Origin of the sequence: Cardinium endosymbiont of Sogatella furcifera (assembly GCF_003351905.1) — a bacterium.
In the GTDB taxonomy this organism is placed as follows: domain Bacteria; phylum Bacteroidota; class Bacteroidia; order Cytophagales; family Amoebophilaceae; genus Cardinium.
In genome coordinates, this window is the sequence record NZ_CP022339.1 from 1 (window position 1) to 26,535 (window position 26,535).

The window sequence follows — 26,535 nt, forward strand, 5'->3', positions numbered from 1 at the left end:
GGGATAAAATGCATTATTAACCAATGGCAAGAATAGATACTTTTATTTGAAAATCAATAAAAAATCCTTAAGTTGACACCATTGGGTGAACAGGTTAATAACCTACACATTAAAACGAAACAGCATGACATCTCCATCCTGGACGATGTAATCTTTACCTTCTATACGTAGCTTTCCTGCTTCACGGCAGCCATGCTCACTTTTATACGTTTTATAGTCCTCGAAAGCAATTACTTCTGCTTTAATAAACCCACGTTGAAAGTCTGTATGAATCACCCCTGCTGCTTGGGGGGCTTTTGTGCCTTTTGGAATTGTCCATGCGCGCACTTCTTGTGGTCCTACTGTAAAATAGGTAATGAGATTTAGTAAGGTGTAGGCGGATTGAATCAGCTTATCTAATGCAGACTCCATCAGGTTGTATTCTTTTAAGAAGAAATCCTTGTCATCACCATTTAATGCATTCAGCTGTGTTTCTAACGCAGTAGAACCCATAATCATTTGGCTGTTTTCTTGCGCAATAGCTTCCTGAAAAGCAGCTAAGTGCCGATTGGCCCTGCCCAGTATGGTGGCTTCATCTACATTAGCAAAGTAAATAATTGGTTTTGAGGTTAATAGCTGCCAGTCATCTACCATGGATTGGTCTGCTGCGCTTACTTCAATGGTGCGTGCATCACGGCCTTGCTTTAGTTCTGTTAAAAATAAGTGCAACAATTCGTGTTGTTGTGTTTTAGGTCCATGCTTGGCAAGCTTCTCTATTTTATCCAATCGTTTGGTTAAGGTATCGATATCCTTACACCGTAGCTCATGGTCAATCACTTGTTTGTCAAAAATAGGGTCTACACTGCCTGCTACGTGTAATACATCCTCATCTTCAAAACATCGAACGACATGTACAATGGCATCCACTTCCCGAATATGGCTAAGGAATTTATTACCCAACCCCTCTCCTTGATGGGCATCCTTGACCAACCCAGCTATATCTACAAACTCGATAACAGTAGGGATGATATTTTTAGCGTGCGCTAATGCAGCCAGTAGTTCCATACGCGGATCTGGTACAGCTACTACACCTATATTAGGCTCTATAGTACAAAAAGGCAAATTGGCAGAAGCCGCATTTCCATTTGATAAGCCATTAAATAACATAGATTTGCCCACATTAGGCAAACCAATAAGGCCACACTTTAAAGCCATGCATCGAATGTATAAAATGAAAAACTGCCATGTGGCGCTTTACTACCCCCCCTCTTACCTATACCCGGGTTAAGCATGGGTAGTTTTATTGACTTGGATGGCCCTCTGCATTGCGATCAAATTGATCAAACGCATAGTCAGCCATTAGCGTAGTTTTAAGATGGTCAACCACTTCATTAAGGGCACGAATGAATTTATTCACATCTTCTTTGTATAAGAAAATTTTATGTTTTTCGTACGCCATTCCGTCCGTTTCTGTTCTTTTCTTACTTTCTGTAATGGTTAGGTAGTAGTCTTTCCCTTTGGTTGACTTTATATCAAAGAAATAAACTCTTTTGCCTGCATTTACTCTTTTGGAATAAACTTCATCTAATCCTCTATGTAATTCCACTGTATATTTGATTTTATATTATATATATTGGTAACGCCTTTAACACCCATGTAAAAATTGCTTTTTTTCTAGCAAGGCTTCTTTCGTTTCTGGGTGATCTAGGTCTAACACACAACAATCTACCGGACAAACTGCTGCGCATTGTGGTTCCTCATGAAAACCTACACATTCTGTACATTTATCTGTAACAATATAAAACGTATCATCTGTGTAGGGAGCTTGTGGTTGGGTTGCTTCTACTATTTCCCCTTGCACTTCTACTGTTTTGAGTTGTGTACCTTCAGCCCACTGCCACTCTGTTCCGCCCTCATATATTGCGGTGTTCGGGCATTCAACTGCGCATGCACCACAATTAATACATGCTTCTGTTATTCGTAAAGCCATAATGCTACAATTATTTTATCTGCTAACTAAATTAATAGAAATAAAAGATTACAGCAAATCCTTGGTTTGGGTAGCGTATGGTTAAAGATCTAACCCGATGGCTAAAATTTCCAATTCAATGATACCAGATGGAGTATCAACCTGCGCGATGTCTCCTACCTTTTTACCTAATAATCCTTTGCCCATAGGGGATTCAACCGATATTTTACCCTGCTTTAGGTCAGCCTCACCCTGCGAAACCAGCATAAAAACTGATTCCACTCCTGTTTTTTTATTGCTCACACGTGCTTTAGAGAGAATAGAGACCCGAGATAAATCAATTTCACTTTCTTTTAATACTCTAGCATTGGCCACTAAGGTTTCTAAGGCAGCAATCTTTGCCTCTAGTAAGCCTTGTGCATCTCTAGCTGCATCATATTCCGCATTTTCACTTAAATCTCCCTTTTTATGCGCTTCTGCCAGATCATTGGCTACGCGCATGCGACCCTCGCTTTTTAACCAACTGAGTTCTTGCTTCATGCGCTCCAGGCCTGCTTCTGTGTAATAAGTCATTGACATTTTATGTTTTATGGTTCTAATTATTTTTTACAATGTGTGCCGTTTTATTGCTTCAAAGGTTGTACATGCTTACCTAGCTATTGAATAAACAGATGTTAGGTTTGCTTAGTTATTAAAGCAGTATGGATACAAATAGGAGTAAGAAGGCAATAAATAGCATGCTAAACTTATACCCGGCCAGTATGGGTATGACTACAACGCCTCCATGCATACCTATAGAGAGCAGGGCAAGCAGCACTGCTAAAAATTTTGCCATTGCTTTCATATTACCTTTCATATTGATTGTATTTACAAAAACTATGCTTTTAGGCTTTATCTAAGCTTTTGAGTTTTGCTGTATGCAAACTTAACAAAAAAATAAGGATGTTTTTGGTTGTTTTAGTGAGACCAGCTGCATTAACTTGGCTTTTAAACTGAAGTAAACAAACAAAATGCACTGTATTAGAACGACCAAAGTTCTAATATAAATAAAATAACGCTAATCTTTCCATAGACGCTGGCATAAATAGAAGTAGCTAAAAATAATCTAAATCCAGGGAGTGGGTTATAGGTTTTTGGACCAGGTTAAGGTTTTTTTCGATCCTGGCTTCAGCCAGATGGGTAGGATGTTTAGCTGTTTAATGTTTGAATGGTAACGGAATGCGTGGTCCTGCTGCGTATAGATCACTAATGTTTTGATATGCAATACTTTGCAAATAACTGCTATATTCTTCAGCAGGTGTGCATCGATCAGCAGGTAGTCGGCATCTAGTTTGGGCCCGCTCCACCCATACCAATCAACTGGAATTTGATGTAGGGTAAGGATAACTTTTTTATGCCAGGTGGCTATTATGCCTCCAGCATAATGGCTACTACGTTTGCATGGTGGGTCATTAGCATGTTTTTGTAACGCGATGGTTAATGGCCATTTTATTCTCTCAGTTTGTCTATACGTTTCAAATGGAGCTGAATATGCTGTCGATTGCATGGATCCTAAACGTTGCGCATCACAAATAGGTTCCGAGAGTGCTCTATCACAGTGTAGGGTCTCTATCCCATCTTTTAAAGTAAAAGATAGTTGATCGCTATTATAACAGATGAGCTTGCATTTTTTTTGTTTGGCTATCCTAATTTGTATCTGCTCTACACTATACAATAGGGTGCATAAACTGATGATAACTGGATAAATCAGATGCTTGTGGTGCAAGAAAAGGCAAATCGAAAAGAGTATAACATAGAGTAGACAGGCCGCATACCCATTTACAGCACCAGTTTCCAGGGTATGCATGGGCCATTTTGCTAGCCAACAGACCCATGCATTGGTAGCAGCAATCAGTTTTTCAAGCGTAAAATTTAGTATGGTGTGGACGATAGGCAAGTGGCTCCCTACTAGTAATGCTAAGCTGAGTATTAAAATCGCAAAAATAGCGGGCACGACCAACCAATTGGCGAGGATAAAATAGAGTGGGAACTGTTTAAAGTAATATAAAATAAGTGGTAAGGTACCTACCTGTGCAGCAATGGATAGGGTAGTAGCCGTCCATATTTTCTGTAGCCCATAATTTTTTGGCGTAAGAAGGCGATGGATATAGGGTTGTAGATAGAGTATGCCTAGGGTTGCCATATAGGAAAGTTGAAAACCGCAGTTCCATAATAATAATGGGTTCCATAGCAATAACGCAAAAGCAGAGGCGATCCATCCATTGTAACGGTTGGATCCTCTACCCATTAGAAAGCCTATTCTGGCTATAGTGATCATCATCGTTGCACGCAGTATGGGTGGTGCAAAGTGGCAGAGCCAAGCGTATATCCAAAGCCAAAGCAGCGTAAAAAGGTCTGATAAGATCAGCCCTCCTATATGGCTAAATAGAAACCTAAAAATAGCCTGCATAAGTAAGTAAAACATGCCTACGTGCAATCCAGAAATGGCTAATACATGGATGGTGCCTGTATGGGCATAAGCTTTTTGTAGTGCCGGGTTTAAGTGTTCTTTTTCCCCCCATAGGAGGGTGGTGACCAATGCTATGGCTTGCCTGTCTTTTAGCTGTTGGTGGAGTATGTGGCTACACCATTGCGTAATCATAGTAGCCCATTGCCTATTTTGATCAAATGATTGGAGGACCATGAAATCTTGATTGATGTGTTTTAAAATACGACGATGCATCGAGGGATGAGTTAGGGAGGTCAGAGACACTGCTTGTTGCATGGGTTGAGCTGGTAAGGCGCCAATGGGTGTGCCACGCACCAACAGGATATCTCCTTTTTTAGGCTTGTAAGCCGATGGCTTAGAAAAGTATAGTTGTATGGGTGTATTACACTTGTGCCAACCTGAGTCGTTTTTTATATGGGTGATTGCTGCTTGGCAGCTATGTGTGTGATAGACTTTTTGAATGCAAGTCGTATAACCCTTTAGATGTTGATGGCCCCATGTAGATCGTTCCCCTTGTTGTGCGACTTGCAACAATAGGTTACTGTACCCTACTAAAAAAATGAGTAGCAAGCCTATTGGGTTAAGCCATGTAAAAGAAATGGTACGAGCGGCTATACACAAGTATAGCGCACTCAGCGCAACCAAAAGGATTAAGGTCATGAAAAGGTCTGTCGGGTAGCAGATGGCTAGGAGCATGCCGCTTATATAAAACCATATTAAGCGAAATAGAGGTAGAGCAGTAACGCGTGACATATGTTATAATTGGCTAAAAACCATATGTATTTACTTTTCCCTATCATCAAAGTTTTTGCGATGGTATAAAGTACCTCCAAACTGTTTAATCACTCGCTTGTGTGCTGGTGTTGCGTATCCTTTATTTTTTTTCCAGCCATATGCAGGAAAGTCTTTGTCTAATGTTTCCATATAACGGTCTCTATAGACCTTAGCGAGTATATTCGCTGCACTAATGGCGGTATAGATCTTGTCTCCTTGTGGAATGCATTGGTGTGGAATGGTTTTGTAGCCATCGAACGATCGTCCGGATACCAATAATAGGTTTGGTAATGTTTTTAATTGGTCCAATGCATTATGTATAGCAAGCTGGGCGGCATTTGGAATGCCCATGCTGTGAATGGCTACATGGTCTACCATGGCGATGCTCCACGCAACTGCGTGTTGTTGAATGATGCCATACAAATGAATGGGTGTGATTAGCGTCTGGGTATTACATAATACTTCATTATAAAACGCATGTGGCAAGATTACAGCTGCGCCAACGATAGGACCTGCTATTGCGCCTGCCCCTGCGTGATCGCAGCCAGCTATATGGGATACATGATAGTATTGGTATTCAGATAGTAGTGGTTTATGTAGCCGCACCATATTCAAAATACTTTAATTGGGTTACCCATTATCGACTAAATAGTATTTTTGATTTCCAAGATCTATTCAATCTTGAAAATCGGGAAAAAAGGATCATATAAAATAAAAAATTTTATTTTAAAATAATAGCCCTGCTAAACTTGTTTTTTTCTATGATGGATGGTCATCTGTTAAGCACGCTTCAGCCACGCCCATCTATGTAATGATAAATGGGTAACTACCATATTCTTGTAAAGAATACCTATATTTGTTCATCTATATCTTTTAAGTAGCGTTATAGTGTCAACTATAGCTATAATGGTTACATTTTTTAGCTTAAAATTTTCTTTTGTTTTATATGGCTTTAGATAAAAATAAACTTGTGCGGTTATGCTTAATATCAGCAGGTTTTATGGTTTATTTCTATGTTTTTAAACCTAAATTAGTTCCTCAACCTGCACTACCTTCTGTTGCGGCTACTGGCCAGGCCGCAGTGGGTGGCATGCATGCACCTAGTCCAGTAGTGGCTACCCCTTTTGCGCCTGTGTTGCAGGGAGAGGAAAAATATATAACAGTTGAGAATGAGTTACTTAAAGTAGTTCTTGGTACAAAGGGTGGTACTATAAAAAAGGTTGTACTGAAAAAGTTCAAAGATAAGCATGGTGCAGCATTGGTCTTATTGGATGAGCAGAGTAGTCATATGGGGCTTGTTTTTCCTTATCAAAATAGCCTTATAGAGACCAAGGCTTTATATTTCCAAACCGAAGCTAGTTCGGTTTATCAACTCAAAGGAGCTGAAGAGATTAAAATAGTTTTTCGACTGGAGCTAACCCCATCGCAATATTTGGAGCAGGTCTTTACTTTTTCTGGCAATAGTTATCAAATCAACTATGATTGGGATGCGGTTGGGATGCTTAGCACCACTGCGCATCCTTCTTTTTGCTGGAATATAGATATGAAAAGTTTAGAGGCTGATGATAGAGCAGATGCTTCCAGAAGCACGGTGCATTATTATTTATTAGACCAGACTTTTGATAAGCTCAAGGAATCTTCAACTGAGTGTGAAAAAAAGAAAATCGAAGTGCCTATCAAATGGGTTAGTGTCAAGCAACGTTTTTTCTCTTCTGCGATTATTGCTGGCGATGCTTTTGCTACAGGGGAACTTTGTATGGAACCAGTAACCGCACCTGATGTCACCAAGTCGGTTCATCTATCTCTTCCACTATCTTCAGGTAGTAATGGAAACGCAAAATGTAGGGGTGCATTCATTTTTTTCTTTGGACCTAATGATTATACAATTCTTAAGCAGGTTACAAAGGGGTTTGAGCAAAACCTACCTTTGGGGTGGCCAGTTGTAAAGTGGGTGAATCAGGGTGTGATTATTCCCCTTTTTAGTTTTTTGGAAAAGCATATTGCTAATGTTGGGTTGGTCATCTTTTTATTGGTTATTATCATCAAGTTGCTTTTAGTACCCCTTTCCTATAAGTCTTTTATTGCTATGGCTAAGATGCAGTTCCTAAAGCCAGAATTGGATAAGATTAAGGAGAAATATAAAAATGATATACAAAAGGCTCAGATTGAGCAGGTAGCTTTTTATAGAGAATTCGGTATTAATCCTTTGAGTGGTTGTATGCCTATTCTGCTCCAAATGCCTATTTTAATGGCTATGTTTCATTTCTTTCCTCATGCCATTGCACTACGGCAAGCCTCTTTTTTATGGGCAAAGGATTTATCAACCTATGATAGCGTGATGCGGCTACCTTTTACTATACCGATCTATGGCAATCATATCAGTTTGTTTACCTTATTAATGGTGTTATCAACCATTTTGTATACCCGGTCTAGTAATCAAAGTGGTCCAAAAGATGGCCCTATGAAGGGGTTATCTTATATTATGCCCTTTGCTTTTATGTTTGTTCTAAATACATTTCCTGCTGGGTTGAGTTTTTACTATTGTGTCTCTAATGTGATGACTTTCGTTCAACAGAAGCTTATCAATTATTGGGTGAATGTAGATAGCATTAAGGAAAAGTTGATGGCTAGGCAACAAAAGGTAAAGCAGCATAGTAAGCTTTCTTTTCAATCTAGGGTTGCTGCTGCTATTGAATCCAACAATAAGAAAAAAGAATAGATCCTACGGTGGTATGACCATCATGGGATCAAATGGGTCTACGGTCTGTTTGTAGTGATCAGGCAACAAGGAGGTGATTTACTCAATCTATGATTGCGCAACTTATAGGAAAATTACTGTATAAAGAACCCACTTACGTTATTTTAGATGTAGGTGGGGTGGGTTATGGCTTACATATTTCTTTATATACTTTTGATCAAATAAAGGACTTAGCGCATTGTACCTTGTTAACGGTTATGCAGGTAAAAAGCGAGGCATCTACCCTATATGGTTTTTATACGTTAGAGGAAAAGGCTTGGTGGTTGCACCTTGTTTCGGTTAGCAGCATTGGTCCCAAAACTGCTTTGACGGTTTTATCCTCTTTGACGCCAGCAGCCTTACATAAGGCTATCCTAGGTAAGGATACACGGTTGCTTACTTCCATTAAAGGTGTTGGGGCAAAAGCGGCACAACGATTGATACTGGAGTTGTCTGATAAGGCCCAAAAGTTGGCGTATATCCAAGATACGGTTTGTCCACAACCTACCGATAACAAGGTAGATCAAGATGCCATAATGGCTTTAACCAAGTTGGGACTTACCCAAAAAGTTGCAGAAAAGGCCATTGCAACGGTACGAGAACAGGTGAGTACCCCCCTTACGTTGGAAGTGCTGATTAAAAAGGCATTGCAGCCCCATCCGTAATACACCAATAGCATGAAAATTAGTCATATAGCAAATTTTTTATCCATTGTATCTATAGCTATGTTGCTGACAGGGTTTAGGGAGTCTGCTCCCAGTACAACTCTTCCGCAAGCATTACATAAAGGTATATGGTCTATACCGATTCTTGCTATTGGTTAGTAATGAATTTTATTCCACTTTTTTCTTGATAAAAAAGTGGACAAAAAATCAAGCCCTCGGTAAAAAGCCGCTGAAAGTGTCATCTTACAGATGGAAAAACAGAAAGCGCCCCCTTTGGGGGCTTCAAAGGAAACTGTTTTTCCTAATCATCTGTAAAATGCCACTTTCTACACCGCGCCTTTTTACAGGGGCGTTCTTCTTTTCACATAAAAACCAGTGCGTTGAATAGATATATTTACTGTGTGCCAAGTTTTTATTGGCGGACATGAGCAGCGCCGTATACGCATGAGCCATTTCTATCTCTGTGTTAGAATAGATATTCCTTAAGTTGATGCCATTGTGTGAACAAATACGATATTTGTATATCTATTGATTATTAAGTAAATTCTTATAAGCCATTCCTACTGATAATTTGTACTGCATTGTATACATTATGGGGTGGTTATAGACTTATACAGCGGCATCCTGCATCTTTCACATGTTGTATGTAAACAATAGGTCATTGCTTATATCTATATACTGATAGGTAGCTATACATATACGTCTATTGTGTTTTACATCACCTAAACCTTTTTATATGAAAATTATATATAATATACAATATGCTATTTTGCGATCTATCTTTTATTTTAGTATCGTCTTTTCCGGGTGTACGTCCTTTAGACATCATATGGAACCAGGTCATGAAGCCAGATCAGTTAGCCCATGTCGTGATTTGTGCGGCAGAAAAATCGTTGAGCTAGTTCTGGATAGAATCTCTGAAAATTCCATCTATCTACGCTTTTGCAAATCGTTTAAGCATCTTATTCAAAAATCTGAAAGTAGGCAGATGAAATATCCTCTACATATGCTTGTGAAATATTTTAAACAGGTGCAAAAATATTTTGATAGTTTGGCACTGCCTCCGTACTTCAAGGACAAATGTATCTCCTCTTTTATTGCTGCGTATGCTGCAGACATTAACGTATTAAAGCCTCCTGGTAATTTGTTTAGTTCTGATATGTATTTGTTTCCTTGTTCGCCTTTGTGTCTGGAAATAAAAAAAGAGGAGCCTAGTCCACGACTAGTTCACTTGTTGCTTCAACATGGCGCTGATCCTAATCTACGTGATGATATTCAATTTACTCCTTTTCATAACGTAGTCGAAAATGGTAGGATAGGTCTAATACAGTTGTTGCTTGATGCTGGCGCTGATCCTAATCTACGTGATGGTTATGACTGGCTACCTTTGTTTGTAGCAATAGAGAAGAAAAATCTAAAATCAATGCAGTTGTTGCTTGATGCTGGCGCTGATCCTAACCTACCTGATAGTAAAGGCAATACTCCTTTGCATCTAGCAACAAAAAATCATTACCTAGCAGGGATACAGTTATTAATTTCACATGGGGCTAACGTTAATCAACCCAATTATAAGGGCTCTACTTCTTTACATATAGCAGCATTGTCTTGCAGGAAGGGTATATGGGATTTTTTATGCACGCAAGGTTCTGACATGTATAGGGTAAACCATGCGGGGCATACACCTCTTTACCTACAAGCTACGAGACAAGTTGATATAGGTTTACGTATAGTAATGATTGGTTTGTTCCCCTTGACACTCTTCGTCTTATGATTTAAATTTTATAATGAGGTTAACTTAAGAATTATATTTTATTGATTATCAAATAAAAGTGTATATTCGCGCCATTGGTTAGTAATGAATTTTATCCCACTTTCTTCTTGATAAAAAAGTGGACAAAAAATCAAGCCCTCGGTAAAAAGCCGCTGAAAGTGCCATCTGACAGATGGGAAAACAGTTCCCTTTGGGGGCTTCAAAGGGAACTGTTTTCCCACATCATCTGTAAAATGCTACTTTCTACACCGCTACTTTTTACAGGGGCGTTTTTTTTAACGCAAAAAACCGATGACTTGAACAGATACGATTTCCTTTAAGCCCCCCGCCATTGGCTCTACTTCTTTGCGTCAAACTATACCTACGAAATGATAAGATATTTGTATATCTATTGATTATTAAATAAGTTTTTATAGGCCATTCCTAATGATAATTTGTGCTGCATTGTATACATTATGGGGTGGTTATAGACTTATACAGCGGCATTCTTCATCTTTCACATATTGTATGTAAACAATAGGTCATTGCTTATATCTATATACTGATAGGTAGCTATACATATACGTCTATTGTGTTTTACATCACCTAAACATTTTTATTATGAAAATTATATATAATATACAATATGCTATTTTGCGATCTATCTTTTATTTTAGTATCGTCTTTTCCGGGTGTACATCCTTTAGACATCATGTGGAGACACGTCATCCAGCCGGATCGGTTAGCCGATGCTTTGATTTGTGCAGCAAAACAATCATTGAGATAGGTCTGGATAAAATCTCTGAAAATTCCACCTATCGACTTTTTGGCAAATGGTTTAAGCCTCTTATTCAAAAATCTGAAAGTAGGCAGATGAAGTATCCTCTACATACGTTTGTGAAATATTTTAAACAGGTGCAAAAATATTTTGACAGTTTGCCACTGATTCCGTCCTTGAAGGACAAATGTATTGCCTCTTTTATTGATTCGTATGTTGCAGATATTAACGTATTAAAGCCTACTGGTAATTTTTTTTCCAATCTTGATGCGTTTTTAGATCCTGATGAGACTTTGCCTACTGCTTCTCCGTTGCATCTGGCAGTAAAACCGGAGAATCTTAACATACCCCTAGTTCGCTGTTTGCTTCAACCTGGCGTTGATGTTAATTTGCGTAATAGTAAGGGAGATACTTCTTTTCATCAAGTAATCAAAAATGGTAGTATGGATGATCTAGGAAAGTTGTTGCTTGATGCTGGCGCTAATCCTAATCTACGTGATGGTTATGGCTGTCTACCTTTGTCTATAGTAATAGAGAGTAAGTGCAGAGAAAAAGGGATAAAATTAATGCAGTTGTTGCTTGATGCTGGCGCTGATCCTAATCTACGTGATGGTTATGACTGGCTACCTTTGTCTGTAGCAATAGAGAAGAAAAATCTAAAATCAATGCAGTTGTTGCTTGATGCTGGCGCTGATCCTAACCTACCTGATAGTAAAGGCAATACTCCTTTGCATCTAGCAACAAAAAATCATTATCTAGCAGGGATACAGTTATTAATTTCACATGGGGCTAACGTTAATCAACCCAATTATAAGGGCTCTATTCCTTTACATATAGCAGCATTGTCTTGCAGGAAGGGTATATGGGATTTTTTATGCACGCAAGGTTCTGACATGTATAGGGTAAACCATGCGGGGCATACACCTCTTTACCTACAAGCTACGAGACAAGGCCGCATGTGTTCCTGTATACTAACGGGTGCTTCGTTACCCTTTCTATGCTTGATCTTATGATGTAAATTTTATAATGATATTAACTTAATTAGTATATTTTATTGATTTTCAAATAAAAGTGTCTATTAATGCCATTGTTTAGTAAGGTATTTGATTAGTAAGGCAATTTTGTTTTTACTTTTTTCTTGATAAAAAAGTGGGCAAAAAATCAAGCCCTCGGCAAAAAGTGGCTAAAAGTGGCATTTTACAGGGGCGTTGTTGTTTTCACATAAAAACCAGTAAATTGAATAGATATATTTGCTGCTACTTCGTCAAGTTAAGGCGTTCATGTCCGCCGATAAAAAAGTTGACGGACATGGGCAACGATATACGCATGAGCCATCTCTAGCTCTGTGCTAGAATAGATTGCCTTTAAGTGGGCGTTATGCATTGTTCAGCTAATGGTCCCCATATAAACTTTTCAATAGTTGTATTTCTTTTGTCCACATGATTTCCCCATTGGGTGTTTCTAGATATTTAGGCATCATCCGAAGGGCTGGGTGTTGCATCATAGCTTGAAAACCATCCATGCCTATGGTCCCATCACCTAGATTTGCATGTCGGTCCTTTCTTGAGCCAAGTGGGGTCATGGAGTCATTTACATGTAGGGCATAGAGATGGTGGAGGCCAATGATTGCGTCAAATTGGTTCAATGTATCCTCCCATCCAGCCAATGTACGAATATCGTATCCTGCCGCAAAGATATGACACGTATCTATACAAATCCCAATGGGTACTTGCTCTTTGACCCGATTGATGATATAGGCCAACTGTTCAAAGGAATGGCCGACCGTGGAACCTTGGCCTGCAGTAGTTTCTATCAGCAAGCGTAAAGTAGTTTCTTGTTGGAAAAGTGGCTCAAGGGACCATAAACTTTGCACAATGCGGTCTAAACAAGCGCCCATATTATCACCCGTTGCAGCGCCTGGATGAAAGTTTAAATAACTGATTTTTAAAGCTAAACAACGTGTTATTTCTTCTACAAAAGCCGCACGACTTTTGGCTAATAACGCTTCTTGGTTAGAGCCCAGGTTGATGAGATAACTCGCATGACTCATCACTGCGCGCATAGCGGTCTTCTCTAATGTATCGTGCCATCTATCTAGTGCTAATTTGTGCATGGGTCTGCCTGTCCATTGGCGTTGGTTGCTGGTAAAAAGTTGGATAGTAGTAGCACCTATTGTTGTACCATGTAGTAACGCGTTGTGGAGCCCCCCCTGCGTAGAGGTGTGGGCACCAATCAGTGGTATATCCATTTTTTGCTCTGCCATATAGGTTGTGGGTTTTATGCTATCTAGCACAAACTTCTTTTTCTACGCGTTTATTCCTGAAAAATAACGCATAAAACCGAAACGAACTAGATGTGCGTTAGGAATGGAAGCATGGGATCGATGTACAAATAACCAGTAATGTTCCGCAAGAAGTCTAATAAGCAATAAAGATACACTATATTATACAACCTATCTAATCTGTAGGGGCAGTAAAAATCTAAGTATAGGCTGCAATATGTTACTGAATTGATAACAAATTTGTAATTTGTAGGGATATGCCACGCATGAGACCATTCGTTTGCATCATGCTTGTAACGCGTTATTTATTTAAATCTAAAAGGGAATGAATATAGAAAAAATATCCTTAGGAGATGATTTTCCCAATGAGCTACCTGTCATCATTGAAATTCCGATGCATCATGATCCTGTAAAGTATGAAATGGATAAGTACTCTGGTACTTTATTTGTAGATAGATTCATGCCAACAGCTATGTACTATCCTTGTAACTATGGCTTTGTACCGCATACATCTTCTGCAGATGGAGATCCTACGGATGTGTTGGTGGTAACCACCTATCCTATTATACCTGGTGCGGTTATTAAAGCTAGGCCTATTGGCGTATTATTGATGGAGGATGAAGCTGGTTTTGATGAAAAAATTATTGCATTGCCTATACAAAAAGTAGCACCTGAGTTTGCACATATTGACCATATTGAGCAATTAAGTACCCTCTTAAAGGGGCGTATCCTACATTTTTTTAGTCACTATAAAGATTTAGATACGGCAAAATGGGTTAAAGTGAAGGGCTTTGAAGGGAAAGAGAAAGCTATGGAGCTTTTAACCGAAGCTGCGCAAAGGCACTAGTCAATCGATTCCTAGGTTTACTTTCTTGAACGCTATGAACCAAACATACGACGCAACAAATGGCTCTAATGGTCCAAGTCATGACGCTTCTGCTGGGGCTCCTATGGAGGAAATGTATGAGCAGTGGTTTTTAGAATATGCCTCTTATGTCATCTTGGAGCGTGCCATACCGGCTATAGAAGATGGTCTGAAGCCTGTACAGCGTCGGATTCTTCATGCGATGCACCTAATTGATGATGGCCGTTACAATAAAGTCGCCAATATTGTAGGGCAAACCATGCAATACCATCCGCATGGGGATGCCTCTATTACAGAGGCTATTGTAGCTATAGGCCAAAAAGAATTATTGATAGATACCCAGGGGAATTGGGGCGATTTGCGCACAGGGGATAGTGCGGCTGCTGCGCGCTATATAGAAGCGCGTCTTGCGCCATTCGGAAAGGACATTTTATATAGTCCATCGATTACCAGTTGGCAACTCTCTTATGATGGCAGAAAAAAAGAGCCCCGTACCTTACCGGTTAAATTTCCTTTATTGCTTGCCCAAGGTGTAGAAGGCATTGCCGTAGGATTGGCCACTAAAATTTTACCCCATAATTTTATAGAATTGGTAGAAGCCTCTATAGACCTGCTTCAGGGGAAATCTGTTCGTTTATTCCCAGATTTTGCCACAGGTGGGTTGGCAGATTGTACCCAGTACAATGCGGGCAAAAGAGGAGGAAAGGTACGGGTACGTGCCCGTATCGTCGTACGGGATCAACAAACATTGGTTATCACCGAAATACCTTATGGTACTACCACTACTAGCTTAATTGACTCTATTCTAAAAGCATATGAAAAGGGTAAGATAAAAATTAAAAATGTAGTTGACAACACTGCAGAAAATATTGAAATCCTCATGCATTTACTGCCTGGTCAATTGGCAGAGACCGTTATAGATGCACTTTATCTGTTCACAGATTGTGAAGTAAGCTATGCACCCAATGCTTGTGTGATTCAAGATGAAAAACCTGTTTTTATAACGGTTCCTGAGCTCTTGGCCTATACCGTAGCCCGTACGACTGATTTATTGGAGCGAGAGTTGCTTTTAGAGCAGCAGGCATTAAAAGAGAAGGTGTTTTTTGCCAGTTTGGAGAAAATATTTATTGAAAACCGTATCTATAGGGAAATAGAGGGGTGTAAGACTTGGGAGGATCTATTGACGACTATAGCAGATCACCTTAAGCCCTATGATTTTTATCGTCCCATTGTAGAAGCAGATTTGGTCCGTTTAACAGAGATTAAGATCAAACGTATCTCACAATATGATAGCCTTCGTGCAGAGGAAACATTAGCCCAGCTGCAAGCCCATTTAGCGCGTACCCTACACCATTTAAAGAACCTAAAGGATTACACCATAGCTTGGTATAGTGGTTTACTTCAAAAGTATCGCAAAGGTCGGGAAAGAAAAACGATGTTAACCAGTTTTGATCCTATTGAGCGCCATGATGTGGTGATGAAGCATTGTAAGCTTTATGTAAATCGTAAGCAAGGTTTTATAGGTTATGGGCTGAAAGGAGAAGAATTTGTCGAGGCTTGTTCAGATATAGATGATGTGATTGTAATAGGTAAAGATGGGAAATATGTGGTCACTAAAATAGCAGATAAGCTTTTTATAGGCAAAGATATTATACATGTTGCTGTTTATGAGAAAAAAGACAGTAGGCGCTGTTATCATCTTATTTATGTAGATGGTGCCACTGGTATTGCCTTTGCCAAACGTTTTCAAGTATTGGGTGTGACCCGTGATAAAACCTATGATTTAACTTTAGGCACACCGGGTTCTAGAGTGGTTTATTTCAGTGTGCATCCCAATGGGGCGTCAGAAACCGTTACTATTTTACTTTCTCCTATCAGTAGAACAGCCAAAAAAAAATTTGCATTTAATTTTGCTGATTTGTCTATAAAAGGACGTAGTGCCAAAGGCAATATCTTAACCAAACATGCCATTTATAAGGTGCAACGGAAAGGGCAGGGGCCTTCTACGTTGGCTGAAGTGAAGCTCTGGTATGATGCGGCTACAGGTCGCATAGGACCTAACGAGAAAGGCCAATTATTGGGCGTTTTTGGTCCAACGGATCCCATATTTTTGGTCTTTAAGGAGGGGTATTATCTAGTCACTATCTATCCTGTTCCTTTTCAGCTCATGCCTGATCGCATTGCCCTTATAGAGCAATTAAGCGCTACCCATTTGTTGTCAGTGGTTTATTATAATCGTGTACAGCAAAACTTTTTTGTAAAACGTTTTGTGGTTGATAAGCGGGTTTTAGATAAGCGGTATAACCTATTCCTTTCAGAGTTCGATGATTGTGTGTTAACATTGGTTACTTCTTCTGCAACACCCAAGTTGCAATTGCACTATTTAGTAGATTCTACTGGTAAGGACAAACGGTCCATTATATATGATTTGGAAAAAGTTGCCGTTAAGACGATTAAAGCAAAGGGAACTTTATTGTCTAAGTATAGGATTACAGATGTAGCGTTATGGAATGAATAGGGGATATTTAAGTCAGAAGGGTGTGTTAAAACGGTAATGATAAGGATAACGGTAGCCGTCCTACCACCTTCCTGTATTTAACTTTTGCATATATGGTAAAGCAGGCTATAAAGAATTATTTGGTGCATGGTGTGCTCAATATTACATTTCGATAGACGTGGTAAAGAAAAGAGAAGCGGTTGCCTTGTTGTTTGGGTTATGGATAGGGGTAGTCAGTCATCATCCAGCTGTTGCGTTAGAGCCTTGCACGGATCTCGTGCAACCAGACGGTTTTTTTGATAAAAAAACGGAATCAATTTTACATATTGGTATAAAAAGCTGGGTTAAAGGGACTAAAAAGATTATTGAAAAGCATTGGGCTATTGGTGGTGAAGTAGCCATTGGGCCCGTTGTAGAATGGCATCCTTTACATGGCGTAGGGTTGCAAACTGGGTTGTGTTATAGCTATAGCTGTTTTTTTACGATAGCGTTTTCTGTTGACCGTAGAAAGTTGCTGGATACAAGTTTATTTTCTTTTGGGCCTCGTGTGATCAATGAAATTAATGCTTTATCTACTAAAGATGAGGGGTATATAGCACATGCTGGTTTGGACCATATACAATTTCATGCCATTAGTTTGCCGCTTTTTTTGCGGCTGTATCCGGAAAAAAGTCGCAAGTTAGTATGCTATGTAGGCCCTCGTTTCCTATTGATACTCCCTGGTTTAGCAAAAAGACAATGTTGTCCTGTCCATGTTGATACGGCTATCCTCAAAGGTATATTATACGATACTGTAAAGCAAGGTAAATATATTAGTGACCAACGTAGTGTAACGATTCAGGATATACAAAATATAGCTGAGCAAGGGTTATTGGAGATGTATCACTCTATTTTTGGTATTAGACCTGATAGGAGTCCCAACCCACCCATGACTTGTTATTGGGATTGGTCTTGGGATTTTGGTTTTGAGTTTAGGGGAAGTTCTGGGTTTGTAATAGGTATCAATGGGTTAGGTTTTGTATTGGGTTATGATTTTGTCAAGTAACAGCCATCTGCTCCATCATTTTGTGCTGCAGGTCGTTATACGGATCTGTTCACATTATTGGTTAATCATGAACTTTATTCCACTTTTTTCTTGATAAAAAAGTGGGCAAAAAATCAAGCCCTCGGCAAAAAGCTATGATCTTACCATGCAAGTTCTACCTTCTTTTTTTGGTTGTTAATAAATATACTGGCCTAAAACAATAGGCCAAAAAGTTTTTAGTTTATTTTTCGTATGGTTTAGTTTTACAATCATAAAATAAATTAATCAGATGGGAAGGAAAAAGATTAGGCAATTTAGTTCCGCATAGAAGACTAAAATAGTATTAGCTTTACTAAAAGAAGATTTAACCTTAGCCCAGCTGTCGTCCAAATATGGCGTCACGAGCCAAACGCTTCAAAATTGGAAACGTCAGTTTTTAGAGCATGCCTCCACAGCCTTTGATCCATCCAAGGTTGTTATGGAGTAAAAAACTAGTGTATATAAGGAGGAAATTAGCGTACTTAAGCATCAAAGTGATGAACTTGCTAAGGCCTTAGGCAAGTCTACCGTTGAGCGAGATTAGGCAGTGGGAAAGCTAAAGAGCTTGGATTTACTAAGTAAGAAAAGTCTTGTCAGATCCAAGCTTTCCCACTTATCCAAGGCAAGACAATGTGCGTTATTATGGATAAATCGCTCTTTGATATATTACAAATCTAAGGACAAGAAAAGGGGTATTCAAATAGGGAAGCTAGAAGAGAAACAAGAAATCGAGAAGGCAATGATCCAAGCATGTGCGCCTATAGACAAGATTATCCGTTTTATCGGTTTATCTGAATCTGACATAAAACAACTTTCTTAGCTTAAATATATTATTTATTAAAAAGATTTATAGCTTTAATACCACTAATTTATTGTAGTGTATTGATCAGATGTCTAAGCAAAAAACCAAGGGAAAGCATAAGAAAAATGCGGTGCATCAGCCGCATGACATGGCTTTTAAAAACACCTTTTGTAATAAAGAAGCGATGCTAGATTTTTTAGCTGCGAATTTACCATCAGAGCTATTTGTCAAAATAGATCAAGAAAATTTAGAATTAACCAATAAAAGCTTTGTGGATCCAGTTGGTAGAAGAGGAGAGTCTGATTTAGTATTCAGAACCAATATAAATGGACAAAAAGGATACTTGTATTGTTTATGCGAACACCAATCTACTGAGGATCCTTATATGGCTTTGAGGTTTCTAGAGTATAACATTAGATTAATACGCCAGCATTTAAAAGAAAATGGCAATGTCCCTTTACCGATCATATTAAATATTTGCATTTATAATGGTAGTAAACCCTATAAAGGTTCCAATAGTTTATTGTCGATGTTTTCAGACCCTGAACTAGCTAAGTCTTATATGTTTGACAGCTTTCATTTGGTTGATTTATATAGTGCGTCTGAAGATGAGCTGATTAGGTATAAGAAGGCTGCTTTTGCAGCGATGGTACTTAAACAAGGGATTTATCGTTCATTTAATCAATGGTTTATTGATCATATAGGTTTAATTGTGGATTTTTTAGAAAAAGATTATATTAGCTATGCTGATGCAGCTTTTTTGTATATGTTAAAGGTCGATGATGACCCACATTTACTAGAAACCATCAAACAATCTAATCCAAAATTAAAACAGATCGTCATGTCAGTAGCTGAAAAATTAAAACAAGAGGGGAGACTAGAGGGAGAAGAGAAGGGAAAAATGATGGGCATCCAAATAGGAGAGGAGAAGGGAAAAATGATGGGTATCCAAATAGGAGAGGAAAAAGGCAAGCTAGAGGTTGCCAAATCTATGCTTCTCAAGGGTTACCCATTAGAGGATATTATCCTCCTTACTGGTTTATCTGAGTCTCATATCCAGGATCTTGTATAGACCTTTGTGCCTGTCTATAGGTTCTAAGTTTAAGTAGGACTATCTTCTACCATACATACCATATATTTCGGTTGAAACACTCCGTTATTAAACAGGTCTTTATTGATCCAAAGTCCATCTGCCTCTTTCGTTTTTTTGCTAATAAAGTTTTAGCGCAAAGTTCCGCTAGCCCACCAGACGGATCAGGCATATTGATATATCTCATAAATCTATTAAATTCATATACACTACAGGAGAATTTTTCTTCTGTATCCACACAAGGTTAACAAGTGTCAGATTAAATCTTAACTACTACACTCTTATCATCACTATGATCAATATAGTCAACTTACGATAATAGTAAATTTACTTATCATCATTTATGCGCATAAGGATTAGCAGTTGGATAAACACTTTTCTCTTTTACTTTTATGGCGTCACTATTTCTTTTTGTACTACTAGTACAATAATTTACCGCGTAAGCTACTAGCTTACTTACCAAGAAACAAGTGCAATATAGATGCTTTTTTTACCACTGTTCTCGAACAGATATATATTGACCCATATGTTATGCAATTAGAGCAACCACCTCTTTTAGGCCTTGTACTCTTTAGACCGACGATACATTACGACAGCAGAGGTTATTTTTTTGAAACGTACCATCAAGAAAAATATCAAGCCATGGGTTTGGATGTTTCTTTTATACAAGAGAATCAATCTTTGTCTAAAAAGGGCACGGTTCGTGGGCTGCATTATCAATTGGCGCCCTATGCACAAGCCAAATTGGTTCGTGTGGTACAAGGTGTTATATGGGATGTAGCAGTAGACTTGCGTAAAGAAATGGGTAGCTTTGGACAGTGGCGGGGATTTGTACTTTCTTCAGAAAATAGCCATCAGCTTTTTGTGCCTAGGGGCTTTGCGCATGGCTTTATAGCGTTAAGTAGCGAGGCAATCGTAGCGTATAAGTGTGACACTTATCATTGCCCAGATGCAGAACAAGGCATTCATTTTCAAGACCCCACTTTACATATTCCTTGGGAAGACTATGCAAAACCCCAGATTATTTCGGCCAAAGATGCAGCGCTGCCTTTATTGCAAGAGGCAGTCTATAATTTTTAGTCTTATGGAATCACTTTATTTATAGGATCTCAAGAATAGCCGTCTAGAGATGGGTATAATTTTTTTATATTTTCATGTTCATATTTATGTTCATATGGAGGGGGTATAGGATTTGTTGTACCATTTGAGCTATAAACGGGTACTGGCACATATTGTTGCTTTGGATATGACCTATTTTTTAGTGCCTGCTGTACATCTTGGAATTTATACCTAGCGAATTGCTTCTTTCTATTGATAGACCTTATCCACCTTTTTTTATGGCGGTTACATAACGATGGAAGCTCAGCTATTTCCTTTTTTTGTTGCTGTAGCTTGTCTACTTCTTTTTCATATTGTGCTGCCTGCGTTTCAAGTTGACTTTTATCAAGCTTTTCGCTGAAAAGTTTTTTTTGCTTGTATGTCATAATCGCCTTATTCAGTAGAAATGTATGCTTTTTTGATGGCTTGGCTAGTAGCTTATTAATAGTTAGTGTACCCCATGCATCGTTATGGTCCTGGCTACAATGGATACAATTTTTTATAGCAGAGCGTAGAGATTTGGGTACATTTAGTTGGTGCTTAGTGATCGGGTGATAAGGGTTATTTTCCTCCTCCTCATCATCATCATCATTTTCTTCTTCATTATTATTATCGTTTTTTTCTAGGTGCACTATGCCTTTTTGATCATCTTTATCTTTATACGCAGCATGTACGGGTGCAAGATTTTGATCATTTGTTCCTTGTGGCTCTTTTTTTTGTGTTAATTTATACGTTTCTGTATAATGTTTTATGTTTTTTAGTTTATGTTTCGCTTGTTTGCAACCCCAACAACCATTTAGCATATACCCTATAGCCAGATGTACAATGGTGTATATAATAGCTCTTTGGAGTGAACTATTTTGCATGATGTTTATTTGTATAATGTTAAATTGCTATATCGGTAGCCCCCATTTGCACCAGGTTTGATTTTTGGTCCATTTTTTAATTAAGCCAAAAAAGGTATATATAATAAATTTTATAATCAGCCATATATATTATTTATACGGCACTATTGGCTGAATAGATAGCCTGTATAAGGCAATCATGGATCATGGACTGGCTCTGTTTTCGCTTACAGTTTGTTTAGTTTGTTGCGTGTTGTCTCCATCTTTTCGTCTAATTCTTTGATCTTTGACTCGATTTTTGCATCAGGTTCGGATTTGTAATCTTCAAATAGTTTTTTCCATTTTTCAATATTTTCTTCAAGATACTCCTCAGTTATGTGTTCGCAACTGGCAATGATCTTGCGTTCCCTTGAATGAAATAAAGCACTTGAATAGGACCCATACATCTTTCTGACGTTTTGTAGATCTTGGTAAGTTTTTCTTTTCTTTTCTAATGCCTCTAATGTTTCTTTATACTTAGATACTTTCTTTTCCTTTTTTTTATTTCTTTGCTGCTTTTTTTTAATCACTGTTTTCACAATTCCTATATGCAATCTTAGCTTTTGGACCTTTAGATTACAGTGTGCATCACTTGTGTGTTGGTACAACGCAAGTAACTCTTGTTCTTGTTCATTAAGTAGCTCTGGATGATCTTTCTGTTTCTTGCGTACTTCTAGTAATTGCTGGTACTTATCCCTTTTATCTTCTAATTTCTTACAGTTTTTTGTAAGTTCATCTATAGGTTTTGTAAAGGATTTTATGTTAACCTTGAACTTCTGGATCTTATCGCGTAGAATAGGTCTATCTTTTGCTACTATTTCTTTGCACCATTTAATCAATGACTTCCATGTACTGCTATCTTTTTTATCTGGAGCAGATGGAATAGGGTTAGGAGCGTTGTTTAGAGACGTATAGTCTGGATCATATCTATCGTTTTCTGGATTTAGCGTATATGGAGGAGGAGGGGTACGATGATAGTCGTCTTGAGCCCAAGCTTCGTCATATGGAGGCGCAGAAGGTAAATGCGTACCATTGAATGTCTCTTGTGGTAAACTATTTTTATTTGGCCCTATGTCTTCTTGTAGCACACTTTCTAGGTGGTTAAGCATTGCTTCTAGATCTTTTTCTTCGTCCTCTTCTTCATCGTCTTCCTCCTCTTCATCGTTATTATCGTTATTATCTTTTTCTTGTGCTTCACTATCTTTTTCTTTCCTCTTTTTATTTTCGTCAGTTTGGTTTTTGGATGCAACTACATCAGAATCAGTATCTTTTATATCTATTGTTGTGTTGTTTTGTGGTGTTTTTGTAGACTCTGGTGCTATGGTTATGTTCGTCGATTTATCGACTGTTCCTTTACACCGATCACAACCAGTCACTATAGCATAGCATAATGTAAAATTTAAAATGAGGTATAGAAGCGATCTTTTAAATAAAATGTGTTGCATGGTGATCATTTTTATAAGATAATGATACGAAAAATAAATAATATTTCTTGGCTTTTTCCTATTTCCTATATTTTTAAATAGTGTGATGTGACCATTGACTAAAATGATACATTTTGTATACATATTATAATTAATATACTAGTAATATGCGCATGTAAACTATCATTTTAATGGGTATTTGTTGTATCTGTTAATAATGAACTTTATTCCACTTTTTTCTTGATAAAAAAGTGGACAAAAAATCAAGCCCTTGGCAAAAAGTCGCTGAAAGTGCCATCTTACAGGGACGTTGTTCTTTTTAAATGAAAACCAGTGAATTGAATAGATATATGTGCTGCTATTTCGTCAAGTTAAGGCGCATATGTCCGCCGATAAAAAAACTTGGCGCTTCAGTAAACTTGTAATCTTTAGACGAACGGTTGTGCAGCGGATTAGAAAAACAGTTTCCTTTAAAGCCCACGCAGTGCGCGCTTTCTGTTTTTCCCGTTGCACAACCGTTCGTTTCATTACTTTTACTATGTGCCAACTTTTTATTGGCGGACATATGCAGCGCTGTACGAATTAGCCATTTCTATCTCTGTGTTAGAATAGATATTCCTTAAGTTGACGCCATTGCTTGAACAGATACGATTTTCCTTAAATTGATACCATTGGTTGAATGGATATGATTTTTGTAGGTTCCAACCTTCTGATTATCGATTCTGGTAATAAACAATAAAACAGGTGCTAGAAATAATAATAGCAGCTCCCAAACAAGTACTAAGAGTTGGCCATTCTTGAAAGAAAAGATAACCCAATAGGATAGAAAGTAGCCATTCGGTATATTTCATAGGTGCTAAAGAGGCTACAGTTGATTGCTGCAAAGCTTTTAATAGAAAGTAAAGAATAAGGTTGCTCCCAATGCCCAATAGGGTTGCAAAACATAACTCAAATAGGGTAGGGGTTTGCCAATAGTAGTAGGCTACTGGTAACGTGCAACAGGAGGCGACTAAGTTGGAAAAGAAAAGCATGGAAAGCATCGGCTCACATGTAACATACTTTTTATTAATAACGTCTAGTGAGGCAAAAACAAGGGTTGCGAATATACAGGATAAGGATGAACTATTGTACATAGTAGGACGCAATATTAAAGCCATACCTATACAAGTCAATAGTGTGGCCATCCATATCGGGAAGGCTACTTTTTCTTTAAGAAAAATTCTTGCTAGGATCAGTACAAAAATAGGATTGGTAAATCCGATTACCGTTGCGCTACTCATGGTCATTTGGGTGAGGCTATAGGCATACAAACCCATGGCAACGGATAAAAATAGCCCCCGCCATAGATGGAGCAGTGGACGTTGTGTTTTAAAAGACCCCCTATGGTAGATAAAGGGTACTAAAACCAAACTGCCAAATGCAAAACGCAAGAAACAGATTTGACAAGCGCTTAGTTCCGTGATTAAGTATTTGGTTACCAAATCATTCAAGCAACTTGAAAGTATACTGAGCAATAACCAAAACAATGATTGCAAGTAGGTGTGTGGGTGCATTGCTGGTTAATGATTGTGCGCACTTTGCAAATGGCTATAGGGTTGTTGCAAAAAGCGTTCTGCATCTAGTGCAGCCATACAACCTGTGCCAGCAGCGGTTACGGCTTGTCTATAGTGGGGATCTTGAATATCTCCAGCCGCAAAGACCCCAGGAATGTTGGTTTCTGTAGTGCCTGGCTTGGTTTGAATGTACCCTTGGTGGTCTACGGTTATATAGGGTAGAAAGGGCAAGGTATTGGGTTGATGGCCTATTGCAACAAATAAACCAGCTGCTTCTATATGGGTAATGGCCGTTGCATGGATGACCTCTATGGCTTCTACAGCCTCCTGGCCTATAATATCTTTCACTTCTGTTTGAAACCAGACTTGAATGTTTGCTTTTTTAAATACCCGTTCTTGCATAATTTTACTGGCACGCATCTGGCCCTTACGTACTAATAGATGGACTTTGTGGCAAAGTTTGGCTAAATACAACGCTTCCTCTGCAGCAGTATCTCCTCCCCCTACTACGACAACGTTTTTGTCTTTAAAAAAGAAGCCATCACAAATGGCACAAGCAGAAACCCCTTTCCCATATAGCTTTTTTTCTGCTGGTAAACCTAGCCATTTCGCAGAAGCGCCAGCTGCAATGATAACGGCTTGAGCCAGTATACTGACGCCGTTGTCTAGCGTTAACCGTCGTGGATAGGCGTCAAAATCTACCTTGGTGATGGTGCCCGCTTTGATTATAGCGCCAAACCGTTCTGCTTGCGCTTGAAAATCTTCCATCATAGCAGGGCCTGTTATGCCATTTTTATAGCCAGGATAATTCTCCACCTCCCCTGTAATGGTTAATTGACCACCTGGGTTGGGACCTTGGTACAAAACGGGATGCAGGCCTGCTCGGGCAGCGTAAATCGCAGCAGTATAACCAGCTGGACCGCCTCCAATGATAATGAGTGGTATAGAAGACATAGGTTGATCCATTACCCTAAGTAGCATTTGAGGGTCTCGCTGCTGACGGCTGCTTTTAGTTTTTTAATGCCTTTTTCTTTTACTTGGCGCACGCGTTCCCGCGTCAGACCAAATCGGGCAGCTATCTCTTCTAGCGTCAGTATTTCTGTATTGTTCAGGCCAAAGTAATAGCAGAGTACATCACGCTCTCTAGGGGTCAGTACAGCCAATGCACGTTGGATTTCTTTACATAAAGAATCATTCATTAACTCACTATCTGGCTTTTTTTCTACATCACTTTCCAATACATCCAATAGGCTGTTTTCTTCACCTTGCAAAAAGGGTGCATCTACAGAGATATGACGTCCTGCCACTTTTAACGCACCACGTACCTCTTCCGGATCAACCTCTAAAAACTGTGCCAACTCTTCTACAGTGGGTTCTCTTTCATATTTTTGCTCTAAACGAGAAAACGTTCTGGAAATTTTACTGAGTGAGCTAATGCGATTCAAGGGCAAGCGTACAATTCTAGCCTGCTCGGCTAGGGCTTGCAATATGGATTGTCTAATCCACCAAACAGCATAAGAGATAAACTTAAACCCTCTCTTTTCATCAAACCGTTGCGCAGATTTGATTAGGCCAAGGTTGCCTTCATTAATCAAGTCACTCAAGGAGAGCCCTTGGTTTTGATATTGCTTGGCAACGGATACCACAAATCGAAGATTGGCCTTGGTAAGTCTTTCAAAGGCAGCTCTGTCACCCATTCTAATTTTTTTGGAAAGCTCAACTTCTTCATCCGCACTAAGCAATGGCACTCTACCGATTTCCTGAAGATATTTATCTAAGGACTGACTTTCACGATTGGTGATCTGTTTGCTTATCTTTAGCTGTCTCATAGTTTGCTA

Annotated in this window: 26 protein-coding genes; 12 read left to right on the plus strand and 14 right to left on the minus strand. The window is 38.8% G+C overall.

All coding sequences use genetic code 11. The features are described from left to right. Positions 1-102 precede the first annotated feature (102 nt). The 7 genes from ychF to CE557_RS00035 all read right to left on the minus strand — a co-directional run bounded on the left by ychF (position 103) and on the right by CE557_RS00035 (position 5,819). Complete coding sequence (gene ychF / locus CE557_RS00010) at positions 103-1,194, minus strand: redox-regulated ATPase YchF (protein WP_114909606.1); 1,092 nt, start codon at positions 1,192-1,194, stop codon at positions 103-105. A gap of 85 nt (positions 1,195-1,279) precedes the next feature. Then, complete coding sequence (locus CE557_RS00015; RefSeq protein WP_114909607.1) at positions 1,280-1,585, minus strand: DUF3276 family protein; 306 nt, start codon at positions 1,583-1,585, stop codon at positions 1,280-1,282. Between the two features lie 39 nt (positions 1,586-1,624). After that, positions 1,625-1,969 (minus strand): 4Fe-4S binding protein, encoded by a 345-nt coding sequence (locus CE557_RS00020; RefSeq protein WP_114909608.1) that lies wholly within the window; start codon positions 1,967-1,969, stop codon positions 1,625-1,627. A gap of 81 nt (positions 1,970-2,050) precedes the next feature. Next, a complete protein-coding gene (gene greA, locus CE557_RS00025; protein WP_114909609.1) occupies positions 2,051-2,521 on the minus strand; it encodes a transcription elongation factor GreA in 471 nt (156 codons plus the stop codon). Positions 2,522-2,639: 118 nt separating this feature from the next. Then, positions 2,640-2,804, minus strand: coding sequence for a hypothetical protein (locus CE557_RS04965; RefSeq protein ID WP_162789880.1), 165 nt, complete (start codon positions 2,802-2,804; stop codon positions 2,640-2,642). 267 nt (positions 2,805-3,071) lie between these two features. Then, complete coding sequence (locus CE557_RS00030) at positions 3,072-5,096, minus strand: ComEC/Rec2 family competence protein (RefSeq protein ID WP_162789881.1); 2,025 nt, start codon at positions 5,094-5,096, stop codon at positions 3,072-3,074. A gap of 123 nt (positions 5,097-5,219) precedes the next feature. Next, the gene (locus CE557_RS00035; protein ID WP_114909611.1) at positions 5,220-5,819 is read right to left on the minus strand and encodes a ribonuclease HII; all 600 of its coding nucleotides are present in this window, start codon (positions 5,817-5,819) and stop codon (positions 5,220-5,222) included. A 337-nt stretch (positions 5,820-6,156) separates the two neighbouring features. Between CE557_RS00035 and yidC the strand changes: the two genes are divergently transcribed. The 5 genes from yidC to CE557_RS00055 all read left to right on the plus strand — a co-directional run bounded on the left by yidC (position 6,157) and on the right by CE557_RS00055 (position 12,153). Next, complete coding sequence (yidC, locus tag CE557_RS00040; RefSeq protein ID WP_114909612.1) at positions 6,157-7,929, plus strand: membrane protein insertase YidC; 1,773 nt, start codon at positions 6,157-6,159, stop codon at positions 7,927-7,929. Positions 7,930-8,018: 89 nt separating this feature from the next. After that, positions 8,019-8,612, plus strand: coding sequence for a Holliday junction branch migration protein RuvA (gene ruvA, locus CE557_RS00045; RefSeq protein ID WP_114909613.1), 594 nt, complete (start codon positions 8,019-8,021; stop codon positions 8,610-8,612). 12 nt (positions 8,613-8,624) lie between these two features. Then, a complete protein-coding gene (locus CE557_RS04970) occupies positions 8,625-8,771 on the plus strand; it encodes a hypothetical protein (protein ID WP_162789882.1) in 147 nt (48 codons plus the stop codon). A 577-nt stretch (positions 8,772-9,348) separates the two neighbouring features. Next, positions 9,349-10,383 (plus strand): ankyrin repeat domain-containing protein, encoded by a 1,035-nt coding sequence (locus CE557_RS00050; protein WP_114909614.1) that lies wholly within the window; start codon positions 9,349-9,351, stop codon positions 10,381-10,383. Between the two features lie 600 nt (positions 10,384-10,983). Further along, positions 10,984-12,153: an ankyrin repeat domain-containing protein gene (locus CE557_RS00055; RefSeq protein WP_114909615.1), complete on the plus strand. Its 1,170-nt coding sequence runs from the start codon at positions 10,984-10,986 to the stop codon at positions 12,151-12,153. 377 nt (positions 12,154-12,530) lie between these two features. Here the strand turns inward: CE557_RS00055 and CE557_RS00060 are convergent, their stop codons facing one another. Continuing rightward, positions 12,531-13,403 (minus strand): deoxyribonuclease IV, encoded by an 873-nt coding sequence (locus CE557_RS00060; RefSeq protein ID WP_114909616.1) that lies wholly within the window; start codon positions 13,401-13,403, stop codon positions 12,531-12,533. 343 nt (positions 13,404-13,746) lie between these two features. Here CE557_RS00060 and ppa point away from each other — a divergent pair, with 343 nt between their 5' ends. The 7 genes from ppa (at position 13,747) to rfbC (ending at position 20,818) form a co-directional block, all read left to right on the plus strand. After that, entirely contained in the window at positions 13,747-14,268 is a 522-nt protein-coding gene (gene ppa / locus CE557_RS00065; protein WP_114909617.1) for an inorganic diphosphatase, read from the plus strand. 34 nt (positions 14,269-14,302) lie between these two features. After that, positions 14,303-16,804: a DNA gyrase/topoisomerase IV subunit A gene (locus CE557_RS00070; RefSeq protein WP_114909618.1), complete on the plus strand. Its 2,502-nt coding sequence runs from the start codon at positions 14,303-14,305 to the stop codon at positions 16,802-16,804. A gap of 157 nt (positions 16,805-16,961) precedes the next feature. Then, positions 16,962-17,828: a hypothetical protein gene (locus CE557_RS00075; RefSeq protein WP_114909619.1), complete on the plus strand. Its 867-nt coding sequence runs from the start codon at positions 16,962-16,964 to the stop codon at positions 17,826-17,828. A 316-nt stretch (positions 17,829-18,144) separates the two neighbouring features. Further along, the gene (locus CE557_RS05130) at positions 18,145-18,294 is read left to right on the plus strand and encodes a helix-turn-helix domain-containing protein (protein WP_114910450.1); all 150 of its coding nucleotides are present in this window, start codon (positions 18,145-18,147) and stop codon (positions 18,292-18,294) included. Positions 18,295-18,504: 210 nt separating this feature from the next. Further along, on the plus strand, positions 18,505-18,666 hold the full coding sequence (locus tag CE557_RS04975) for a hypothetical protein (RefSeq protein ID WP_162789883.1): 162 nt from the start codon (positions 18,505-18,507) through the stop codon (positions 18,664-18,666). Between the two features lie 70 nt (positions 18,667-18,736). After that, positions 18,737-19,720: an Rpn family recombination-promoting nuclease/putative transposase gene (locus tag CE557_RS00090; protein WP_114909621.1), complete on the plus strand. Its 984-nt coding sequence runs from the start codon at positions 18,737-18,739 to the stop codon at positions 19,718-19,720. A 549-nt stretch (positions 19,721-20,269) separates the two neighbouring features. Beyond that, complete coding sequence (rfbC, locus tag CE557_RS00095) at positions 20,270-20,818, plus strand: dTDP-4-dehydrorhamnose 3,5-epimerase (RefSeq protein WP_114909622.1); 549 nt, start codon at positions 20,270-20,272, stop codon at positions 20,816-20,818. A 29-nt stretch (positions 20,819-20,847) separates the two neighbouring features. Here rfbC and CE557_RS00100 read toward each other — a convergent pair whose 3' ends face one another. The 6 genes from CE557_RS00100 to CE557_RS00120 form a co-directional block, all read right to left on the minus strand. Next, complete coding sequence (locus CE557_RS00100; protein WP_114909623.1) at positions 20,848-21,702, minus strand: hypothetical protein; 855 nt, start codon at positions 21,700-21,702, stop codon at positions 20,848-20,850. Between the two features lie 206 nt (positions 21,703-21,908). Continuing rightward, positions 21,909-23,288: an AAA family ATPase gene (locus CE557_RS00105; RefSeq protein ID WP_114909624.1), complete on the minus strand. Its 1,380-nt coding sequence runs from the start codon at positions 23,286-23,288 to the stop codon at positions 21,909-21,911. Between the two features lie 214 nt (positions 23,289-23,502). Further along, positions 23,503-23,709 (minus strand): hypothetical protein, encoded by a 207-nt coding sequence (locus tag CE557_RS04980; protein ID WP_162789884.1) that lies wholly within the window; start codon positions 23,707-23,709, stop codon positions 23,503-23,505. A gap of 148 nt (positions 23,710-23,857) precedes the next feature. After that, the gene (locus CE557_RS00110; RefSeq protein ID WP_114909625.1) at positions 23,858-24,697 is read right to left on the minus strand and encodes a DMT family transporter; all 840 of its coding nucleotides are present in this window, start codon (positions 24,695-24,697) and stop codon (positions 23,858-23,860) included. 6 nt (positions 24,698-24,703) lie between these two features. Further along, positions 24,704-25,651: a thioredoxin-disulfide reductase gene (gene trxB / locus CE557_RS00115; protein ID WP_114910451.1), complete on the minus strand. Its 948-nt coding sequence runs from the start codon at positions 25,649-25,651 to the stop codon at positions 24,704-24,706. A gap of 11 nt (positions 25,652-25,662) precedes the next feature. Then, the gene (locus CE557_RS00120) at positions 25,663-26,526 is read right to left on the minus strand and encodes a sigma-70 family RNA polymerase sigma factor (protein WP_114909626.1); all 864 of its coding nucleotides are present in this window, start codon (positions 26,524-26,526) and stop codon (positions 25,663-25,665) included. Positions 26,527-26,535 lie beyond the last annotated feature (9 nt).

What these genes read in the sequence shown, in the direction of transcription:
- greA (WP_114909609.1), bottom strand. Translation starts at nt 2,521, where the DNA reads ATGACTTATTACACAGAAGCAGGCCTGGAGCGCATGAAGCAAGAACTC.
- CE557_RS04965 (WP_162789880.1), bottom strand. Translation starts at nt 2,804, where the DNA reads ATGAAAGGTAATATGAAAGCAATGGCAAAATTTTTAGCAGTGCTGCTT.
- CE557_RS00055 (WP_114909615.1), top strand. Translation starts at nt 10,984, where the DNA reads ATGAAAATTATATATAATATACAATATGCTATTTTGCGATCTATCTTT.
- CE557_RS04970 (WP_162789882.1), top strand. Translation starts at nt 8,625, where the DNA reads ATGAAAATTAGTCATATAGCAAATTTTTTATCCATTGTATCTATAGCT.
- CE557_RS00110 (WP_114909625.1), bottom strand. Translation starts at nt 24,697, where the DNA reads ATGCACCCACACACCTACTTGCAATCATTGTTTTGGTTATTGCTCAGT.
- ychF (WP_114909606.1), bottom strand. Translation starts at nt 1,194, where the DNA reads ATGGCTTTAAAGTGTGGCCTTATTGGTTTGCCTAATGTGGGCAAATCT.
- CE557_RS00050 (WP_114909614.1), top strand. Translation starts at nt 9,349, where the DNA reads ATGAAAATTATATATAATATACAATATGCTATTTTGCGATCTATCTTT.
- CE557_RS00020 (WP_114909608.1), bottom strand. Translation starts at nt 1,969, where the DNA reads ATGGCTTTACGAATAACAGAAGCATGTATTAATTGTGGTGCATGCGCA.
- CE557_RS00070 (WP_114909618.1), top strand. Translation starts at nt 14,303, where the DNA reads ATGAACCAAACATACGACGCAACAAATGGCTCTAATGGTCCAAGTCAT.
- CE557_RS00100 (WP_114909623.1), bottom strand. Translation starts at nt 21,702, where the DNA reads ATGCAAAATAGTTCACTCCAAAGAGCTATTATATACACCATTGTACAT.
- CE557_RS04980 (WP_162789884.1), bottom strand. Translation starts at nt 23,709, where the DNA reads ATGTCCGCCAATAAAAAGTTGGCACATAGTAAAAGTAATGAAACGAAC.
- rfbC (WP_114909622.1), top strand. Translation starts at nt 20,270, where the DNA reads ATGCAATTAGAGCAACCACCTCTTTTAGGCCTTGTACTCTTTAGACCG.
- CE557_RS00090 (WP_114909621.1), top strand. Translation starts at nt 18,737, where the DNA reads ATGTCTAAGCAAAAAACCAAGGGAAAGCATAAGAAAAATGCGGTGCAT.
- CE557_RS00105 (WP_114909624.1), bottom strand. Translation starts at nt 23,288, where the DNA reads ATGTATACAAAATGTATCATTTTAGTCAATGGTCACATCACACTATTT.
- yidC (WP_114909612.1), top strand. Translation starts at nt 6,157, where the DNA reads ATGGCTTTAGATAAAAATAAACTTGTGCGGTTATGCTTAATATCAGCA.
- CE557_RS00035 (WP_114909611.1), bottom strand. Translation starts at nt 5,819, where the DNA reads ATGGTGCGGCTACATAAACCACTACTATCTGAATACCAATACTATCAT.
- CE557_RS00120 (WP_114909626.1), bottom strand. Translation starts at nt 26,526, where the DNA reads ATGAGACAGCTAAAGATAAGCAAACAGATCACCAATCGTGAAAGTCAG.
- trxB (WP_114910451.1), bottom strand. Translation starts at nt 25,651, where the DNA reads ATGTCTTCTATACCACTCATTATCATTGGAGGCGGTCCAGCTGGTTAT.
- ppa (WP_114909617.1), top strand. Translation starts at nt 13,747, where the DNA reads ATGAATATAGAAAAAATATCCTTAGGAGATGATTTTCCCAATGAGCTA.
- ruvA (WP_114909613.1), top strand. Translation starts at nt 8,019, where the DNA reads ATGATTGCGCAACTTATAGGAAAATTACTGTATAAAGAACCCACTTAC.
- CE557_RS00060 (WP_114909616.1), bottom strand. Translation starts at nt 13,403, where the DNA reads ATGGCAGAGCAAAAAATGGATATACCACTGATTGGTGCCCACACCTCT.
- CE557_RS00030 (WP_162789881.1), bottom strand. Translation starts at nt 5,096, where the DNA reads ATGACCTTAATCCTTTTGGTTGCGCTGAGTGCGCTATACTTGTGTATA.